The organism is Nostoc sp. MS1, assembly GCF_019976755.1.
Taxonomy (GTDB): Bacteria; Cyanobacteriota; Cyanobacteriia; order Cyanobacteriales; family Nostocaceae; genus Trichormus.
The window spans coordinates 529,736-544,818 of record NZ_AP023441.1 but is presented as its reverse complement, the minus strand read 5'-3'; the positions used below and the strand labels follow the sequence as shown (position 1 = coordinate 544,818).

Annotated in this window: 14 protein-coding genes and 1 pseudogene; 6 read left to right on the top strand and 9 right to left on the bottom strand. The window is 41.7% G+C overall.

Translation table 11 applies throughout. The features are described from left to right. Positions 1–79: 79 nt before the first annotated feature. Positions 80–1,879, bottom strand: a complete 1,800-nt coding sequence (locus tag NSMS1_RS02290; protein WP_224090582.1) for an N-acetylmuramoyl-L-alanine amidase — start codon at positions 1,877–1,879, stop codon at positions 80–82. Positions 1,880–1,977: 98 nt separating this feature from the next. On the opposite strand from NSMS1_RS02290, the gene NSMS1_RS02285 reads away from it, so the two are divergent. Together NSMS1_RS02285 and NSMS1_RS02280 are read left to right on the top strand one after the other, a co-directional pair. After that, the gene (locus NSMS1_RS02285) at positions 1,978–3,633 is read left to right on the top strand and encodes a CTP synthase (RefSeq protein WP_224090581.1); all 1,656 of its coding nucleotides are present in this window, start codon (positions 1,978–1,980) and stop codon (positions 3,631–3,633) included. Between the two features lie 230 nt (positions 3,634–3,863). After that, on the top strand, positions 3,864–4,286 hold the full coding sequence (locus tag NSMS1_RS02280; RefSeq protein WP_224090580.1) for a hypothetical protein: 423 nt from the start codon (positions 3,864–3,866) through the stop codon (positions 4,284–4,286). A 73-nt stretch (positions 4,287–4,359) separates the two neighbouring features. Here the strand turns inward: NSMS1_RS02280 and NSMS1_RS02275 are convergent, their stop codons facing one another. From NSMS1_RS02275 to NSMS1_RS02255, 5 genes are all read right to left on the bottom strand, one after another. Continuing rightward, the gene (locus tag NSMS1_RS02275) at positions 4,360–5,259 is read right to left on the bottom strand and encodes an ROK family protein (protein ID WP_224090579.1); all 900 of its coding nucleotides are present in this window, start codon (positions 5,257–5,259) and stop codon (positions 4,360–4,362) included. A 302-nt stretch (positions 5,260–5,561) separates the two neighbouring features. Then, positions 5,562–8,885: an NACHT domain-containing protein gene (locus NSMS1_RS02270; protein ID WP_224090578.1), complete on the bottom strand. Its 3,324-nt coding sequence runs from the start codon at positions 8,883–8,885 to the stop codon at positions 5,562–5,564. Positions 8,886–8,910: 25 nt separating this feature from the next. Beyond that, positions 8,911–9,405, bottom strand: coding sequence for a hypothetical protein (locus tag NSMS1_RS02265; protein WP_224090577.1), 495 nt, complete (start codon positions 9,403–9,405; stop codon positions 8,911–8,913). Between the two features lie 218 nt (positions 9,406–9,623). Further along, complete coding sequence (locus NSMS1_RS02260) at positions 9,624–9,827, bottom strand: hypothetical protein (RefSeq protein WP_224090575.1); 204 nt, start codon at positions 9,825–9,827, stop codon at positions 9,624–9,626. A 75-nt stretch (positions 9,828–9,902) separates the two neighbouring features. Continuing rightward, positions 9,903–10,793 carry an ABC transporter permease gene (locus NSMS1_RS02255; protein ID WP_224090573.1) on the bottom strand — a complete coding sequence of 297 codons (891 nt, stop codon included), beginning with the start codon at positions 10,791–10,793 and terminating at the stop codon, positions 9,903–9,905. 133 nt (positions 10,794–10,926) lie between these two features. Here NSMS1_RS02255 and NSMS1_RS02250 point away from each other — a divergent pair, with 133 nt between their 5' ends. Both NSMS1_RS02250 and NSMS1_RS02245 read left to right on the top strand, forming a co-directional pair. Then, positions 10,927–11,343: a XisH family protein gene (locus NSMS1_RS02250; RefSeq protein ID WP_224090571.1), complete on the top strand. Its 417-nt coding sequence runs from the start codon at positions 10,927–10,929 to the stop codon at positions 11,341–11,343. Then, the gene (locus tag NSMS1_RS02245; protein WP_224090569.1) at positions 11,331–11,666 is read left to right on the top strand and encodes a XisI protein; all 336 of its coding nucleotides are present in this window, start codon (positions 11,331–11,333) and stop codon (positions 11,664–11,666) included. Before NSMS1_RS02250 ends, NSMS1_RS02245 begins: the two co-directional genes overlap by 13 nt. A 62-nt stretch (positions 11,667–11,728) precedes the next feature. On the opposite strand, the gene NSMS1_RS02240 is transcribed toward NSMS1_RS02245, so the two are convergent. Further along, positions 11,729–12,091, bottom strand: a complete 363-nt coding sequence (locus NSMS1_RS02240; RefSeq protein ID WP_224090567.1) for an S-adenosylmethionine decarboxylase — start codon at positions 12,089–12,091, stop codon at positions 11,729–11,731. A gap of 134 nt (positions 12,092–12,225) precedes the next feature. Between NSMS1_RS02240 and NSMS1_RS35415 the strand changes: the two are divergent. Next, positions 12,226–12,329: pseudogene (locus tag NSMS1_RS35415) on the top strand (element excision factor XisI family protein); the annotation flags it as partial. A gap of 91 nt (positions 12,330–12,420) precedes the next feature. Here NSMS1_RS35415 and trxB read toward each other — a convergent pair. Together trxB and NSMS1_RS34995 are read right to left on the bottom strand one after the other, a co-directional pair. After that, positions 12,421–13,791, bottom strand: a complete 1,371-nt coding sequence (gene trxB / locus NSMS1_RS02230; protein ID WP_224090565.1) for a thioredoxin-disulfide reductase — start codon at positions 13,789–13,791, stop codon at positions 12,421–12,423. Between the two features lie 73 nt (positions 13,792–13,864). Continuing rightward, positions 13,865–13,996 (bottom strand): hypothetical protein, encoded by a 132-nt coding sequence (locus NSMS1_RS34995; RefSeq protein ID WP_263432557.1) that lies wholly within the window; start codon positions 13,994–13,996, stop codon positions 13,865–13,867. Positions 13,997–14,062: 66 nt separating this feature from the next. On the opposite strand from NSMS1_RS34995, the gene NSMS1_RS02225 reads away from it, so the two are divergent. Further along, positions 14,063–14,986 carry a carbohydrate ABC transporter permease gene (locus NSMS1_RS02225; RefSeq protein WP_224095431.1) on the top strand — a complete coding sequence of 308 codons (924 nt, stop codon included), beginning with the start codon at positions 14,063–14,065 and terminating at the stop codon, positions 14,984–14,986. The last annotated feature ends 97 nt before the right edge of the window (positions 14,987–15,083 follow it).

The following is a 15,083-nucleotide window of genomic DNA, read 5'->3' as shown; positions in this document are numbered from 1 at the left end:
AGTAAGAGGCACTAAAGTAAAGCATAATGCACCTTATAATGGCGGTTCTATAAGACTAATTTTTACTTTACTCTAACGACTAGTTAACACTTCTAAACCACTCGGTTATCCCTCCCGCTAAAGCCTTAGCTAACTTTTTCTGCTCTTGGGGATCTGTCACCCATTCAAATTCATTAGGATTACTCATAAAACCCAACTCTAATAATACCGAAGGTGCGGTGGCTGGGCGTGTCAGTGCGAGGTTATCCCAAAATACACCGTAGGAAGGTCTACCGAGTTTATTTACTAAATAATTGTGCATGAAGACGGCGAGGCTTTGAGCTTGGGTATTGTACCAAAATGCACCAACTCCCTTAGTATTTTCCGCATCACCGTCATCCGGTAGAGAATTGTAATGGATGGAAATTGAAATTGCTGGTTCCTCTCGATTGATAATTGCTTGACGTTCTGGTAGAGAGACATCCCTGTCATCCTCCCTCGTCATCACTACATTTGCACCCAATTTCAGCAATTCATCACGTAATAGCTTCGATACTGCCAGATTTACGTCCTTTTCTAAATATCCAGTCGGCCCAGATGCGCCAGATTCTTTACCACCATGACCAGGATCGAGTAGAATCTTGATACCAGATAAGGGCTTTTGCCTATTTTGCTTGATAACAGGCGCATGGCGTAAAGCTAACACCAGGGTCGTACCGTCGTATCTCAGCTTATATCCCCACTGTTGAGCTTTTTTGAGGTTAAAGGTGTATCTTACCTCTGTTGGGTTTGCCTGCTGCCAATCTAGACGAGAAATTAAAGGGTCATCATCCAGGCGAATAATATCAGTTTGGGCAGTGGTGTTGTAGAGTCTCAGGGTGAAAGTTTTTTCTCCTTGTTCTACGCTCACAGGTACAGGGGTTTCTAGTGGGAAACGCATCTCTGTTGCACCGGGAAGTCTCCGATATCCGACACTGCGAACAATTGTTCGTGGCGGAATAGATCCTGGGAGAACGCGAGTTTCCTTACTATTAATCCAAGCACCATAGTCTAGACGGAACCATTCACCTTCTTTACCTGTGACAGTGGCTCGTGTTCCTTTAGGCAGTGGCGTAAGTCGAGAGAAGTCGGTACTAGGGCCAGTACGTGCAGTTCCTGCGTCTGCTACCACCTCAGCAACTGGTAACTGCGCAGGTGAGAGAATGGTAATTTTACCAGTCCCTGGTTGAGTTATTGTCTTACCATTAAGTGTCAGTTGAAACTGAGGTTGCCCCAACTCTATCTCTCTACCAGCATCTGAGACAACTTGCCCATTTACGGAAGAGCTAGGCTTTAACAATGTTGTGCAACCTTGGTAAATTCCCACGCTAGACTGGGTAGTGGGTTGATTCTGTCCCGTCAAGGCTGCCAAATTATTTGGTAGTTGTGCTTGTTGTGGTTGTGGTAAAAGTGCCACAGTTTGATTAGCTAGTTTCACAGATACACTAGCGTTAGGAGATGCAACCGCGCTAAAACAAACTAGTTCTCCCGGTAGTCTGGCAATGTCGGCGACTGGTGTTAGAGAACCTTTAGCAAAAGCTAAACCTTGGGGTATCTCTGGTTGATTACTCACCCTTGTCACCTTAATCTGAAGCGTTTGACCTTGGTGAGTGATGGTAAAAATATTCTCTCCTAACTGTAGGGGAAAACTTGGTGCAAAATGACCTGAGCGACTACGAGTAATTGGCTTACCATTGATGAGAACTTGTCCATTTGGTGGTGCTGTGCCAATAAAAAAGATTTTTTCTGCACTAGTCTGGTGGTTTGTCGGGGGATAAACAACTTTGAAAGGTGAGGAAGCCAAAGCAATGGAGGAGGTGACAAGGAAGCTTAAGATTACTGGTACGAGGAAATTTTTCACAGGATTATCACAGAAGCGTATTAATTATGTGACTGTGGCACAATGACGGGATGTCTTTTGAAAGGTATTGTTAGCAGTTGATAAAAATTCAAACTACTATGACTAAGTTTATCTTTGTAACTGGAGGTGTCGTTTCCAGTATTGGCAAAGGCATTGTAGCAGCAAGTCTGGGCCGTTTACTCAAATCACGAGATTATTCGGTGTCGATTCTTAAACTCGACCCTTATATTAATATTGATCCGGGTACAATGAGTCCCTTTCAGCACGGCGAAGTGTTTGTTACCCAAGATGGTGCAGAAACCGATTTAGACTTGGGACATTACGAACGCTTTACCGACACTTCGATGTCACGACTCAACAGCGTTACGACTGGTTCTATTTACCAAGCTGTAATCATGCGTGAGCGTCGCGGTGACTACAATGGCGGCACAGTACAGGTAATACCCCATATTACGAATGAAATTAAAGAGCGGATTTTGTCTGTCGCTAAAGAAACAAATCCATCTGTAGTTATTACGGAAATTGGTGGTACGGTAGGCGATATTGAATCCCTGCCATTTTTGGAGGCTATACGCCAGCTACGCAAAGAGGTAGGAAGGCAAAATGTGCTGTATATGCACCTTACCCTTTTGCCTTATATTGCTTCGGCTGGGGAAATGAAAACTAAGCCGACACAACACTCGGTGAAGGAACTTAGATCAATTGGTATTCAACCAGATATTTTAGTATGTCGGAGCGATCGCCCCATTCCTAGAGGACTAAAGCAAAAATTATCGGAATTTTGCGATGTTCCTGTAGAGTGTGTCATTACCTCCCAAGATGCCAGAAGTATCTACGAAGTACCTTTAATTCTAGAAAGGGAAGGGTTAGCAGAACAAGCCCTAGATTTGTTGCAAATGGAACAACGGCAACCAAATCTAGCCAAATGGGAAGCAATGGTGCAAGGCTTGTATAGTCCTAAGCATAACGTAGAAATTGCCATCGTTGGTAAATACGTCAGATTGAGTGATGCGTATTTATCCGTAGTCGAGGCGTTACAACACGCGGCGATCGCTACGCAAGGAAAATTAACCTTACGTTGGGTAAACTCTGAAGATTTGGAAAACCAACCAGTAGAGGATTATCTCGCGGGTGTGGATGGCATAGTTGTACCTGGAGGTTTTGGTACTCGTGGGGTTGATGGCAAAATTGCGGCGATTAAATACGCCCGCGATCGCCAAATTCCCTTCTTAGGTTTATGCTTAGGAATGCAATGTTCCGTAATTGAATGGGCGCGAAACGTCGGTGGGTTAACAGGCGCTAATAGTGCGGAATTTGATCCAACCACTAAGCATCCAGTTATTAACTTGTTGCCAGAGCAGCAAGATGTAGTAGATTTAGGCGGAACAATGCGCTTAGGTCTGTATGATTGCCATATTCTACCTAATACCCTCGCCGCCAAACTTTACCAAGCCGAAGTTATACAAGAAAGACACCGCCATCGGTATGAGTTTAACAATGATTACCGCCAGTTGTTGTTAGATTCTGGCTATGTGATTAGCGGCACATCACCCGATGGACGCTTAGTGGAAATTGTGGAATATCCCCATCATCCATTTTTTATCTCTTGCCAGTTTCACCCAGAATTTCAATCGCGTCCCAGCACTTCCCATCCTTTATTTAAAGGGTTTATGCAGGCTGCGATCGCCCGGAATCATCCAACTACCAATTTCCCAACACCAGTGGAAGTATCTTCAAGTATTTCCAGTAAATAAATCATCTATCTTGTGGGGTGGGCAAAAAGCCCATCTTACGAGATTGGATATTTTTCATTGAGAAACACCCTCCAACAGCCTTTAACTTATTGTCCAGATAACTTTTCATAAAATTCAAGATTAATCTTGGGATTTTGCAGTAACATTGGGCAACATTAACTTAGAACGTCAGCATATTTCATCACATACAGGGTAGCATCATTCATGAATTTCGGACTTGAGGAGCTGGTGTGGCTTACTGGGTGAAAATTCTCTATGACAGGAAAGAATATGTGATCAATTTTGAGCGCGTAAATGCTTTTTGTTATGAACAGAACGGCAGAGTCACATTTTGGTTGCCAGACAGTGCCATTCCTATTGTAATTAATCCCCAAACTAACTTAGAAGACTATCACAAAATTCTAGAATATCTAGAAAAAGTGACAGGCTTAGAAGTGGAAAATGCCCATTGGGTAAAAATTAATTACGAAAGAAATGAATACGTAATCAATCTCAATTGCATTAGTTCTTTTTGCCAAGAAGCAAACGGCAGAATCACATTTTGGTTGCCCGATGGCACTATTCCTATAATTATCAACCCCGTAAGTAATCCAGATTCTTATGGAAAAGTTTTGGATTACGTACAGAGGACTACAGGATATTCTTTTTCTTAGTCATTAGTCATTAGTCCATAGTCATTAGTCCACAGTCAATAGTATAAGGTCACTTTTAATTACGAATTACGAATTACGAATTACGAATTAATTTATCCCACGCCAACTTCGCTGCACCCACCATACCTGCTGAGTTGCCTAATTCTGCTTGAAGGATTTGTAACCCTGCGCGAGATGTATACATAACTCGCTTTTCCAATTCTGCTTTGAGGGTGGGAAAGAAAAATTCAAAGCTAGCACTGACACCACCACCAAGGACGATCGCTTCTGGTGTTAAAATATAGATTAGGCTGGCTAAACCTGTACCTAAATCCCTACCATATTCTCGCCAAAATGCTAAAGCCTCTACATCACCCTCTTTAGCCAATAAACCTAATTCGGCAGGTTCTTTACCAGTACGGTGACGAATAGCTTTAATTGAAGTGTATTGTTCTAAGGAACCTTGATTACCACTCTTACACATAGGGCCATCAGGTTGGAGTGTAATTAATCCCAGTTCTCCCGCCGCGCCGCAATGTCCGACAAATAATTTACCATCCAAAAAAATTGCCCCGCCTACACCAGTTCCCAAGGTTAGCATTATAAAATTTTTGTACTGGCGACCGGCTCCTAACCATGCTTCGGCTATTCCCGCACAGTTGGCATCATTTTCAATTACCGTAGGCTTGCCAATTTTCACTTCTAACCAATCAGCCAAAGGCACATTTACCCATTGTGGCAAGTTAATGGCAATTTGGGCAATGCGTCCTGCTGCATCAGCCGGGCCGGGTGTACCGACACCAATAGCTATAGCTTGATTATCGGGGTCAATTTGAGCGATCGCATCCACCATCGCCATGAAAACTGCTTCAGGTATGGCGGGTTGGGGAGTCGCTACAGTTAAAGATTGTAAACAAGTACCATCTTGGGTAAATCGCCCTAGTTTAATTGCCGTTCCCCCCAAGTCAATGCCAATTACTTGAGTATCTGCCACTTTAATTTCCTCACACCACCAGGACTGAAAAAGGGGCTTGGTTACTTGGCTCTTTTTTCAACTAGGTGGATATTATTCAAGACAAAGTAGTATTTTAGTTCGTAGTAAGTGATTTATCACTCAGAACCAGGATTATTAAGATTATATTGCGATCGCACCTAACGTCCACTGTAGGCGATCGGTTGGGGAGGGGAAGAGCGAGCGATCGTTTTTTTAGTATTCTTGGGTGACACTCACAGCTACACTTTATCTAAGGTAGAGGCATCATAGGTTTTTATCCTCATTTTGTGGGATTATTAGCCTCATCGATAGATTGTGAGGTTAGTCAGGTGAGCCAGAGAGGAAATATCCCTCACCTGCGTTCCCTTAAGATAGAGCGATGTAAGGTTGGTCAGGTTGGAAAGAGCCGAAATATTGCTCACCTGTGTTTCTAGAAGAGTAATATTTGTAAGGTTGGTCAGGTGGGACAGAGCCGAAATATCCCTCACTTGTGTTCCCCAAAGATTTAACTTTTTGAGGTTGGTTAAATTGGACAATGGATTTAATGCACCTAATTTTCTAGGAATTGAAATTGGAAGAAGCCCATATTCTTCAACTTGTTGTCTAATGAGTGATATTTGACTCCAATCATCAACAAAGTTGGCTAATTCTTGAGCAACTGTGAGAGTCTTATCATCTAAAAACTCTTTCAGAAGCTCGTTAGCTCTTTGATCACCAATTAATCCCAGCATTCGCACACAAGCTGCACGGTCTGGTGCTTTCCAGCCTGTTCGATTTTTAAGATAAGGTATGATAGCTTCACCACAGGATGCTAAGGCTACTGCATCCGTTATATTTTGAGGTGGTAAAAGCTGTTTTGATAACTGGGTAAAAGCTTCAGTAATTTCTGAATTATTTAGCTGGTAGGCATTTGTGTAACACCGAAGGAAAAAAAACTGCTGTGTCCTAATTTTTGCAGCTTCTACTCGGTCTTTTTTCGACCGTGCTTTAGCGGGAGCATCTAAAGAAACTTTTTTACGAATTGCTCTTACAAGGTCAGTAGCAAAGCTAGAACCATCTCGTGGTAACGCAACAGCAAATAAAATCACAGGTTGCCAGGAAGCTTCATCAGTATGATTTGCTAATGTCTGAACATCACCGATATTAACAAAACGTTCGGCTGCGAGAAACTCTTTTAAAGTATTGTGCAGAAATTCAACTTGCTCACCCAATACCTGAAGCATTCCACTACGTTCTACAAGTGCTTGAAGAATATCGGCAGCTTTAATATTAGAAAGCTTGTAACTTTCTAAAGCTTGAGTAATTTGTTGTTGGGCTTCAGCCACAGTAATTGCAGATAAACCTGAACTAACCATGTGGAAAGCAAGTTGAGACAGCAATCCTTTACGAACCCGAAATTCTAAGCCTCTATACGCTTTATTAATCCATTTTTGGTCTTCAAAACGCGATCGCTCTTTATCCCGGCGATCTAGCAGCATCTCACACAGCTTTTCGCATAAATCAACAGGTGTTTCTGGAAGGTTCTCATTTCTTGCCCGATGAAGCGCACAAACTACAGCACAAAGCAAAGGATTACTGGTTAATCGAGCCACAGTAGAGTTAGCTTCAAGGCGCTGCTTTAAGCGTTTAGCCAAAGGTCGTAAATCGGCTGGTTCGTTCCAATTTCGTAACCGAACCTCCATCGCATCATGCCACTTATCAATGAAGGTATCCCGATCAACAGGGGTCATCGGTTCAACCCGCGCGGATTCAAACCCAAGTTCAATAAACTCTTTTCGTTCAACTGCTTCAGGGCGTGTTGTCACCACATAGTAATTATCTGGGTAAGTATTAATTAATTGACGGATTTCCCGCATAGTTTCATCCCGCACTTGCTGGGGAACTTCATCTACACCGTCAAACATCACCAAAGCACGACCACTGTTTAAAACATCATCCATCCAATTAGCAGGAGGATCAGGTAGTTCTTTTGCTAGTAAAACAGGAAATGTGCTAGGTCGTGGCAACTGACCTTTAGTGTAATCCCGCAAGCGAATAATAAAGGGAATTTTTTCTCGCCAGTCACCAGAATTATCTGCAAATTGAGTATCAGCCTCACCATCAAACTGACTCAATGAAGACTTAATTAATGGTAATTTTTGTTTTGCTCTGTCTCTAGAAACTGGTTCATCTTTAGCAGATTGCACAGCCGCCCAACGCAAAAGGGTTGTTTTTCCACTACCAGCGACTCCACGTATCAGCAAACGCTTTTTCACACAAAGATTATCGAAAACCTCCTCTGCTGGAAATGTATTTGCATCTTGTGCTGTTAGTTCGTTAATATCACCTTCTAATTCTTCTGCTTCTGTAATCTCCTCATCTTCATCGGACAAATTCAAAGATACATAAGCAACAGTCAGTGAATATTCTTTAGACTCCTTGGGTACTTCAATCCCGAAAAGCTGTACATAATCTAACTTATTAACCACAGCTTGACGATAACGAACTTCATAATCTGCTGCTGGGTCATCTTTACTCTCAGGAGTAATCTCAATCGAATTATTATTTATTGATACTTCTACAGCAGAGTTAGAGTTTTTTTTTGCAGAAACAGAACTACATAAATTTTCTATCCAAGGCTTTAAATGTGTTAGATTCCAACATCCTAAATCATCTGTTTGCCCATAAATAACGCTAGGAATCCAACCCGCCCCTGTAGAATCGTACTGGCGCAACCAAACTTCACCAGTTCCTTGTGCAAAGTCAAGCCGCACAAAGTTATAACCATTATTTTTACTATCAGACCATTCATGACAAGCACCTGTGGAAATAATGGTGTGTCCGTTTGAAGCATTAGGGCGAACAAAATCCTGATGTTCATGCCCATGTAATACAAAAGGGAAATCTCGTTCTAACTGCCTACCAAAAGTTGGGTTTTCTTCAGGAACTAACCAATTTGCAGGATGATGTAAAAGGGCAATAGCAAAATCGTTTTTTGGAAGTTTACTCAGCAGAGTTTCCAACTGAAACCTACCAGCCATCCATAATTTACCTGCTTCTGAACGACCTGCTCCTGATGATGACCAAGCAGAGTTAAAACCAGCAATACCAACACGCAAACCCGCCACTTCACGAGCATCGGCATAAATTAAATGCTCTCTTCCTGTAAGTAAATGGTCATAACCATAAGTTTCGAGAAAGTGAGCATAATCTTCTAACCGAATCTTGATTCTTTGCCAATCTATACCAGCATCTTTGACAATACTAGTAATTTCATCAAGTGAGGTAATACTCTCTAATACTTGTTTCTCAAACCTAGATATTTTAGTTCGATTAACGTCATGATTACCCGGTACAAGAAAAAGGTTTCTTTGCTCAATGGCTGGCTCAAAAGATTCTCGAACGGCTGTTAAGAAATCATGAGCTTCACGAAATTGCTCGGTTATTGATTTTCCATCACTATTTCCGATGTGACCATACGCGGCATCACCTGTAAAGAAAATCAAATCCGGTCTTAACTCATACCTCTCCTGCATTTTTTTTAGATCCTTGCAGAGAGTATCAGTCACTCGTCTAGCATCCCAACCAGTCTTAGGTTTACAAGCATGGAGGTCTGAAAGATGTAGCCATGTCAGTGTTTGAGCCATTGAGAAAATTCCTTATTAACCAGCCTCAAATTAAGGGGATTACCTTCCAAGCAATTAGGAGAAAAACAATTTCTAAAACGTAACTGATAAAGACGGTGGGATTGAGCAAACCGTCCCAAATATAACCTTTACGTTTGGGAACAGTAACCCGTTTCAATGAATAACTCCAGCTATTAAAGATAGCAGGCCCTCTTAATTTGCAGCTTTCCAAGAGGATTTTTTCAATTTCGCCAACACGGGGATAAAAGCCACGCTGAAAATGTTTCCACTGACTTTCTAAAACCCAAAAAAAGATAGGAATAGCGCAGCCAACCAAAGCCAGTACACTCTTGTTCTGTTGCAGTGCTAAGACAATTACAGCACCAGTTCCAGTGATACCAAGGGCTTTAATTGCCCAAATCTGCTTATTGTAGTCTTCAATAGTATTTTGCAGGAAAAAATATTCCTGCTTCAATAAATCTAGCTCAAAGTAATCCAAGGGATTAGCGTTAGAAGAGGTAGAAGGTTGAGAATCAGACATCAGCCCTACAGTAATAACACTTATCATGTATAACACATGACTTGACGAAATACAGAGCTAATTAGTAAATAGAAGCTTAAAAGGTTATTTATTGAGTGAAAATAAAATCATCGGTGTGTTAGGCGCATATTTCGAGATTATCTGTCACGAAAAGCATGATTTGTGCGCCTCAACACCGCTATATAAGATTATAAGGACTAAAGTCCTTACTACGAGCTTTAGCTTTTTGGTGCTGCTGGCCCTGAAAATTCTAAGTTATCTGTTTTTTTGCTTGTAACTCTTAAATCTGTAACAAAGCTAGTACGAAAACTAGAATTTTCCTGTGCAACTGTAACTGGCGCACCTTTTAAAATTCCCGCCAGCGCCACAGAAAGCATAAACCCACCAGCCGCCGCCGCTATTAACGAAATGTTATCTTTCACTTTAATCTCTCAGTAATATCTAAAGTCAATAGTCCACAGTCCATAGTCAACAGTCAAAAATCTAATGACTCATGACTACTTCCGATTTTCTCCCCGCAAACGCGGATTGACAAATTCATTTAGCCCTTCACCAAGTAGTGATAACCCTACCACCATCAATGTCATTGCTAAACCAGGGAAAAGTGTAGTCCACCAAATCCCAGTCGGTAGTCCTTCTAGAGCTTGTTTTAAATCGTAGCCCCATTCTGGAACATCCTCCGGTAATCCTAGCCCTAAAAAGCCTAAACCGCCTAGTACCAAAATTGCATCGGCGGCGTTGAGGGTGAAAAGTACAGGTACGCTTTGAATAACGTTGAAAAATAGATACTTAGATAGCACAGTCCAAGTAGAAGCACCCATTGCTTGCGCGGCTTCGATGAAGACTTCGGTTTTGACGCTAACGGTGTGGTTACGGACAACGCGATAGTATTGGGGAATATATGCAATACTAATTGCGATCGCAGCATTTAATATTCCCCTACCTACTATAAATGCTAATGTTACTGACAGTAACAGCCCAGGTAAAGTATAAATACTATCCATAATAAATAGTAGCAGCTTATCTAACTTACCACCCAGATAGCCGCTTACCATCCCTAAAGGCACACCAATCAACATACTTAATGCTGTAGCTAAAATCACTACTTTTAATGCTGCTTGAGCGCCAAATATGGTGCGGGAAAATACATCATGTCCTAAAAGACTAGTACCAAACAAGTGTTGAGCCGATGGTGGTACTTGAGGATCATTGTTGAGGAATTTTGTGGGATCTTGTAGCCATCCCAAAGCCTGAAATACAGGTGCAAAGAATGCTAGGAAGATGAAAAACAGGGTCATGGCTAACCCAATTAACATTAATTTGTGGGAAAGGTTGGGATTTTTGACAAAGAGTCCCAATTTAGGCAACTGACGTTTAATTATGGTCATGAGCGATCGCCTGCATAGCGCAAGATACGCTGACCATTTTACATATCAAAGTAAAGATTGGGGACTGGGAACTGTGTAAATGATTGTAATTTGGTAGAGATGAGCTAAATAAATATGATTACTTTACCAAAATATGCCTGCAAGAGATATTTATCATGAAGCTGTTAAGAATGCCCTAATTCAAGAAGGATGGATAATTACAGATGACCCCCTACATTTAAAATGGGGGCAAAAAGATATGTATGTAGATTTAGGGGCTAAACAACTTTTAGCAGCAGAACAAGGAAGTAGAAAAATCGCTGTAGAAATTAAAAGTTTTGTTAGTCCTTCAGAAATGGCAGACCTCAAAGATGCTATTGGTGGGTTTATAATGTATCGTGCTGTTATTAATCGTCTAGAACCAGAAAGAACCTTATATCTAGCTGTGCGCGACAGTGTTTTTACAGCTTTATTTGAAGAACCAATTGGTACACTTTTAATAGAAGCTGAAAGTCTAAAATTACTTGTGTTTAATCCAGAAACTGAGAGGATTATCCAATGGATAACTTAGAAAATTATCGGCATATTATTAAAGCTGTATTACTGCCCTATACACAAATCCCTTATTCTTACGCATCCATTGAGTGCAAGACTATATTTGATAGTCAAAATGACAGTTATTTGCTTGTAACTTTAGGTTGGGATGGTGTCAAAAGAATCCACGGTTGTTTAGTTCATCTTGACATTATTGATGGCAAAATTTGGGTGCAAAGGGACGACACAGAAGATGGTGTGACTTATGAATTAGTAGCCGCAGGTATTCCCAAAGATAAAATTGTCTTAGGATTTCACCCGCCTAATGTTAGGCAACACACAGGGTATGCTATTGCCTAAGTGTTTCAAAATAGTATCAATTCAATCTGCCTAACTGGCAGATTGTGTTTAATTAGACTGTTTCAGAAGGATGTGCTGGCTATTTCCCCGGATACTGCAAAGTAATTTCGTGTAAATTCAATCGCTGCCTGTTCATCAAAACCCTTGCAAGTGTAGATCACAATTGAGAAGAACTGGACACTACTCCAAACATAGGCTGAAATACCAGAATCAATCAAAGGTACAAAAGCATCGTATCCTGCATTTTCCTCGCGTCCCATTCCTGATGCTGGTGAGAAAATAATCGGTTTGCCATATGTACGAAGATTGAGATGTTCGGCAATACTCAAAAGATACTTTTCTAACACTTCTTCGCTCATATCAGTTACGTAAAAACCCTCAATGAGCAGTCGTTGTCTAAAAATATCTGGTGCGAGATTTTTCATGAATACTCTTCAAAACAACTCTTGAAAGGGATTATACAAAGTTCGCAGTCCTTAAATCTGGTTTTTAACGATGCTTGTGGTGGGCGTAGCCATCGCACATTTTTTACCCAACCTCACTGCGTTCCTCCCAAGAAGGCGTAGCGGATGAATTAGTAGCCGCAGGTATTCCCAAAGATAAAATTGTTTTAGGATTCACCCACCTAATGTTAGGCAACACACAGAATATGCTATTGCCTAAGTTTTTAAGTCTGTAGTAAACATTAAATAACAGGTATGGGGATGAGATAATACAGTTAGAATGCTATTTCTCAATCCCCAATACCCAGTCTCTAAAGGTTACTCTCAATCAACTGACGATATTCACTCTTTTGCTTCACACCTTTGACTTCTTTTACCAGTTCTTTATCCTTGAAAAACTGGACAGTTGGTGTTCCGGTTACGTTGGCATTTTCGGCAATATCACGGTCTTTGTCGATGTCAATTTCCACAAAGTGAATTTTGCCGTCAAATTCATCGACTACCTTATTTAATATCGGCTTAAGGGTATGGCAAGGCCCACAACCCGGAGAAACGTATTTAACAATTAGTAGGCGATCGCTTTCATGGAATAATTTCCTTAGAGCATAACCACCAGCATGGCGTGTTGCTTGCAAATCAAATTCCGCCGCTTGTTCAGCCTCGGTTTTCTGCGCTTCTGGCTGATGTTCTAACTCATTATTTATTGTTGGTTCTTGATGGAACTCTTGAATCAAACCACTAGCAGATAACCAACGTTCCGCCAACAACGCCGCCGCGCATCCACTACCCGCAGCCGTAATTGCTTGGCGATACTCATGGTCTTGTACATCACCAGCTGCAAACACACCTTCTACACTAGTTTCTGGTGAACCATGTTTAGTTACAACATAACCAATTTCATCCAGTTCCAGTTGTCCCTTAAATAAGGATGTGTTAGGAGTGTGACCAATAGCGTAGAACAAACCTTTGACTTGCAGCTTAGTTTCTTCCCCAGTTTTGCTATTGCGGACTTGTACCCCATCCATGTGACCATTACCAAACACATCCACAACTTCTGTGTTCCAATGCACTGTGATTTTGGGGTTACTCAAAACGCGGTCTTGCATAGCTTTAGAAGCCCGCATTTTCTCAGAACGCACCAACAAATTAACTTTCGAGCCGTATTTAGTTAAATAAATTGACTCTTCCGCCGCCGAGTCGCCAGCACCAATTACAGCCAATTCTGCACCGTGGAAAATGGGGGTTGCACCATCACAAATTGCACAAGCGGAAATTCCGTGACTCCAAAATTGATGCTCACTAGGTAGACCCAAACGTCTTGCTGTTGCACCAGTGGCAATAATAATACTATGCGCCTTAACTTCCCTTTCATCGGAGCGCACAGTGAATGGACGCTGACTTAAATCAACATATGTCACATCTTCAGTATATAACTCAGCCCCCCAGCGCTCCGCCTGAGCCTTCATCCGATCCATTAATTCTGGCCCAGTAATACCTTGAGGAAACCCTGGAAAGTTCTCTACTTCAGTCGTTGTCATTAGCTGTCCGCCAGGCAAACCCCCAGCTTGAAAACCTTCAAATACCAAAGGTTTCAGGTTAGCTCTCGCCGCATAGATAGCCGCCGTGTACCCTGCTGGCCCAGAACCGATAATTACTAAGTTTTCTACAGTTGGGTTAGACATGATATATATACGAACTCATAACGACTACGTTTAATATAGCATAACAATTTGTCATTAGTCATTAGTCCATAGTTCATAGTAAACAGTTTTCTTTATTCCCTAGTTTCCCCCCTCCCCCGGCTGGTGAATCTCGACTCCGCGAGAGTTGAGTTTCGACTACGCGGGAGTTGAGCGAAGTCGAAACTCCCGCGTAGTCGAACCACATCTTCTCCACTCCCCGCTCCCTGTTAATATGAATTAGCTTTGCTATCTACTGATGAAAAACGCTTTTATGAATCAATTGACGGCTAAAGATTGGATACTCATCAAAGGACGGCTAACTCCTTATCTGTTCTTGCTACCTGCTTTGATTTTGTTGGGTTTGACTGTCTTTTGGCCAGCATTGCAAGCGTTTTACCTCAGTTTTACCAGCTACGAAGACTTGAGCCAACCACCGCAATGGATAGGTTTTACTAACTTCCTCCGATTGTGGAAAGATGCCGTTTTTTGGAAAACTTTAGAAAATACATTTCTTTATCTTGTCGGTGTAGTACCTATTTTGGTGATTGCGCCTTTAGGGTTGGCAATTTTAGTTAATCAAAAACTCCGCGCAATTAATTGGTTTAGAGCCGCCTACTATACACCAGTGGTAATTTCTATGGTGGTTGCAGGTATAGCTTGGAAATGGCTATATGCAGAAAATGGCTTACTCAATCAATTGCTCAAAACCTTTGGTTTGCCAGATGGTATTCCCTGGCTCACCACTTCCGCTAAAGTTTTCGGCATTGTGCCAATTTCTCTTGCCAGTGTCATGGCTGTGACGATATGGAAAGGACTTGGCTACTATATGGTGATTTATTTAGCTGGGTTGCAATCAATTCCGGCTGATGTGTACGAAGCCGCCGCCATTGATGGCTCAGATGGGATTCGCAAACATTGGGATGTGACAATTCCCTTAATGAAACCTTATTTAGCTCTAGTAGCTGTAATTTCGGCAATTTCTGCCACCAAGGTATTTGAAGAAGTTTACATTATGACTCAAGGCGGGCCGCTCAATAGCTCGAAAACAATTGTTTACTATCTATATGAGCGAGCCTTTAGTGATTTAGAAATTAGCTACGCCTGCACAATTGGACTTGTACTTTTTTTGATAATTTTAGGCTTATCAGTTTTGCGATTAGTTATTAGTCAGCCAGCAGGAGATAATCTGGTTTAGTGCTGAGTTGTGTTAGCGGCAGCGGCGCGTTTAGCCCGTTGTGAGTATTAAGTAACAATTTCTCCCTTATCTCCCTCATCTCCCCCCTACCTCCTAC